This window comes from Actinocrinis sp., from assembly GCF_035946395.1.
GTDB lineage: Bacteria > Actinomycetota > Actinomycetes > Streptomycetales > Catenulisporaceae > Actinocrinis.
The window spans coordinates 1-3779 of the sequence record NZ_DASYZI010000207.1 but is presented as its reverse complement, the minus strand read 5'-3'; the positions used below and the strand labels follow the sequence as shown (position 1 = coordinate 3779).

Here is a 3779-nt window from a genome sequence, read left to right as displayed (position 1 = left end):
CGGTCGGCCGCGAGCAGGTCGCGGAAGTCCGGCTGGCCCAGTTCGAGCACGGCGTCGAAGGTGCGCACCAGGTCGGGGAAGCGGCGCCGGTCCGCCTCGGCGACCCCGAGGATCGTGCCGATCACCTCGGCGGGCAGCGGGACGGCGAACTCGGCGGCGAAGTCGACCGGCTCGCCGTCTGCGCCGAGACGAGCCAGCCGGTCCAGGTGCTTGCGCGTGGAGAGCTCGATCGCCGGCTCGTTATGCGCGACCCGGCGCGCGTTGAGCGCCTGGCTGAACGGGCGGCGCATCCGGGCGTGCGCTTCGGGCGGGGCGTTGAACACCGAGCGCTGCATCACGCGCAGCACGGCGTGCCGGCGCCAGCCGGTCCCCGACCGGTCAAGGAACGCCGCGTCCAGGACTCGGAAGACCGGGTCGCGCAGCACCTGGCCGACCGCCTCGTAGCCGAACACGACGGCCGCGTGCTTGTCGTCGGGCCCGAGGGCGGCGGCCTGGCCGAGGCGGTGCAACTCGGCATAGTAGGGCGCAGGATTGCTGCGGCCTGCGGCCTGTAGCAACGGCACCAGCGAGGCAGTCGGGATCATGATCGGGCCTTCAGGTTCGTGGTGGCGGTCTCGGCCGGTCGGCGCGACGTGTCGGTCAGCCGTCCGCGCAGCCGTCTTGCCGCGCCATCCACCGGCACGGCGACGCGGGGCGCAGGTCGGTCCAGGACCTCGTCGATGTGCTCGCCGCACTCGGCCTCGGTGCCAGTGAAGCCTGCGTGTCGCCAGGCGGCCGGCGGCTCGCGGTCGGCCGACCACGGCGAGTGCTGCTCCCCGTCGTTCAGCATGACGCGTCGCAGCTGTCCGGAACCCGTCTCGGACATCGCCCGTCCCGCTCAGTCGGCCGCGGCGACCAGCCGCTGGCGCATCAGGAACTTACGGACCTTACCGGTCGGGCCGACCAGGAGGTCATCGTCGGAGACCGACATCACCCGGCACTGCACCCGGTCTGCCGCCGACCCGAGCGCCGCGAGGACCGCGTGGTGCCGGTCGGCGTCCGGATCGGCGTCGGCGGCCAGCAGGAGCAACACGTCGGCCGTCGGCGCGCCGTCCGGGCCGCGGCCGGCGACCACGGTGCAGTCGCGCACGTCGGGGCACCGTTTGAGGATGCGCTCCTCGGTCAGCGCGGTGTAGAGCCACTCGCCGCCGCCCAGATCGACCGCGTCGCTGGCTCGGTCGACGTGGTAGTACAGGCCTTCCCCGTCCCGATACATCAGGTCGCCGGTGAGGTAGTAGCCGTTCAGGCGGCTGCGATACGTGGACGGCGAGTCGTTCCAGTAGCCCGGGGCCAGCGTCGGCGACCTGAGCGCGGCCTGCCCGACCGCCCCGTCCGGCACCTCCCGGCCGGTGGCCGGGTCCAGCAGCTTGATCTCGGCGAACGGGAAGGTGCGCCCGACGCAGCGCTCGTACTTCTCGCTGCCGAGCTGATGGGTCATGAAGAAGGCGCTGTGCCCCATCTCGGTCGAGCCGAGCGAGTCGATGAACTTCGAGCCGGGCACCAGGCGCGACCCTTCGGCGGTCGGCTCCCGGTGGCTGCCGACCGCGACCAAGCGGCGGATGTGCGTCTCATGCGCGCAGTCGCCGGTGTTGAACCAGTTGCGCACCGAGGACATATCTCGCGCGCCCAGGTCGAAGCGGGCCATCTCGGCCCAGGTGACCGCGAAGCCGAACACCCCCGTCGGCCGCCAGCGCTCGATCGCGTCCAGCACGGCCTCGGCGCCGTCGCGGGACGAGCCGCCCTGCGCCGACAGGCAGAACAGTTCGTAGCCGTTGCACAGCGCCTGGTTGATCGTGATCAGCCCGGCGGCATGTGCGGCCGGCAGTGCGGACAGCTCGCGCACGTGTCCGTAAGGCCGCGGCTCGGTTAGCCGGACCGCGCGGATCGCCGCGAACAGGCTGTGGTGCGAGTGCACGACCGCGGCCGGCACCCGCGTCGTGCCGGAGGAGTGGGTGATCGCGACCGGGTCGTCGCCGGTGTGGCGGAAGTGCTCCGGCGCGCCCTGCGGGTCACCGGTGCCGGTCTCGGCGGCGTCGCCGAGGACCGGCGCGCCGAGGTCCGACCGCGCGACCTGCGCGTGGGCCGCATCCGTGACGACCCCGGAGCACCGCAGCCGCTGGATGTACGTGACGGCGACGTCGAGCGGCATGTTGCCGTTCATCAGCGCCGGGATCGCGCCGAGGCGGCAGAGGGCGAAGAAGTTCAGGAACACGTCGGCGGCGTCGGTGACGTACAGCGCGACCGGGTCGCGCCGGCCGATGCCCTTGGCGCGGAACCAGTCGGCGCGGGCAGCGGCCAGCCGGGTCAGGTCACGCAGCGACAGCAGCGTGAAGGGTGCGAAGCCGTCGACCGGTGTGTCGAAGGCGACGCGCGGTTCGTCGAGGTCGGCGCCGTGCTCGGCCAAGCGCAGCAGGACGTTTCCGGCGCCCAGTTCCAGGTCCGCGGCCAGCATCGCGCGGAACCTCGCCGGCGGCGTCACGCGGCCTCCCGGTCGAACGGGCCGACGTCTACGAAGTCTGACAAGACTGAACCCCTCCGGATTCTAGGGCGCGTTTGAGATGTGGCGTCGGATCAGGGCGCGGCCGGGAACGGTGAGGCCGCGCGGGACGTGGCCGGCAGCCGACGGGTCAGCGCGGCGCCGATGACCGCCATCGGCTCGGGAAGCAGCATGTGCTGGTGTTTGCAGTCGAGCTCGACCACCTCGACCGGGCCGCGCGTGACGGCGCGCCAGGATTCGGCCTTCTCGGCGGTGTTCGGCTCCTGCTCGGTCCCGGTGGCCGCGAACAGCAGGGCCGGGCAACGTAACACGCCGGGCGGCCGCACGTCGGCCCGGGCGATGACGACGTTGTTGAGAATCACCTGTAGCAGACGCCGGATCTGGTCGTCGGACCACGCGCTCAGGACCAGGTTCGGGCGGCGGCGGATCACGGCCAGGGCGCTGGCCTCCGGTTCGGGCTCGCCCTGCCGCAGCAACTGGGGATAGCCGAAGCTGTCCAAGACGATGTTGTAGTAGAACCAGGCGTCCTGCTCGGCATCGAAGCTCGCCGGATCGAAGCTCGGGCTCGCGTCCATGCTCGCCAGCAGGCCGACCTCGTGCCCTCGTGCCTCTAGTTCACGCGCCACGCTGTACGCGACGGTGCCGCCCAGCGACCAGCCGAGCAGGAAATACGGGCCCTGCGGCTGCACCCGGCACACCTGGTCGGCGAAGTCCCGGGACAGCTGCGTCATGCTCGCCGGCAGCGGCTCGGGACGTGCCAGCCCTCGGGACTGTAGGCCGTAGACGTTGCAGTCGGGAGGCAGCGCGGTCAACAACTGATGGAAACCCCAGCTCAGTCCGCCCACCGGTGGCACGCAGAACAGTGTCGCGCCGGGCCCGCCCTCGCGCAGTGGCAGCACGACGTCGAACATGCCCTCCATGGCCTTGAGCACGACCCTGCTCTGGCGCTTCCAACGCAGATCAGCGGCGTCCGCGAGTGGCATGAGTCGGCCTCCAACGCGGGTCGAGAGAGGTTCCAGCGATCATAGTGCCACAGCGCGGTACGCTTTAACAGAGCCATGAGTTAGCTGCCGCAGATCCCTGATTCGCATGCTCGCGACACTTGGCTATGCACACTGACACAGTCGGTTGACGGCCGCCGAGGGACATGCTGTGATGCGCCAGTGGTGATTGCGTGTGAGCGTTCCGTGTGACCGCACTCGACGCGGTGGCGGTATATCTGCCGTCGACTCTGGTACCCATC

General features: G+C 71.0%; 3 protein-coding genes and 1 pseudogene. All 4 read right to left on the bottom strand.

All coding sequences use genetic code 11. From position 1 onward, the window contains the following. Positions 1-584 (bottom strand): annotated as a pseudogene (locus VGS97_RS12780) (cytochrome P450); the annotation flags it as partial. After that, positions 581-865, bottom strand: coding sequence for an MbtH family NRPS accessory protein (locus tag VGS97_RS12775; RefSeq protein ID WP_326853618.1), 285 nt, complete (start codon positions 863-865; stop codon positions 581-583). The gene VGS97_RS12775 and the pseudogene VGS97_RS12780, both read right to left, overlap by 4 nt. A 12-nt stretch (positions 866-877) precedes the next feature. Then, a complete protein-coding gene (locus tag VGS97_RS12770) occupies positions 878-2491 on the bottom strand; it encodes a class I adenylate-forming enzyme family protein (RefSeq protein ID WP_349262106.1) in 1614 nt (537 codons plus the stop codon). A gap of 119 nt (positions 2492-2610) precedes the next feature. Beyond that, positions 2611-3519, bottom strand: coding sequence for an alpha/beta fold hydrolase (locus tag VGS97_RS12765; RefSeq protein WP_326853616.1), 909 nt, complete (start codon positions 3517-3519; stop codon positions 2611-2613). Positions 3520-3779: the final 260 nt, after the last annotated feature.

Excerpts from the sequence above, each read along its gene's own strand:
- VGS97_RS12775 (WP_326853618.1), bottom strand. The coding sequence starts at position 865 with ATGTCCGAGACGGGTTCCGGACAGCTGCGACGCGTCATGCTGAACGAC.
- VGS97_RS12770 (WP_349262106.1), bottom strand. The coding sequence starts at position 2,491 with ATGCTGGCCGCGGACCTGGAACTGGGCGCCGGAAACGTCCTGCTGCGC.
- VGS97_RS12765 (WP_326853616.1), bottom strand. The coding sequence starts at position 3,519 with ATGCCACTCGCGGACGCCGCTGATCTGCGTTGGAAGCGCCAGAGCAGG.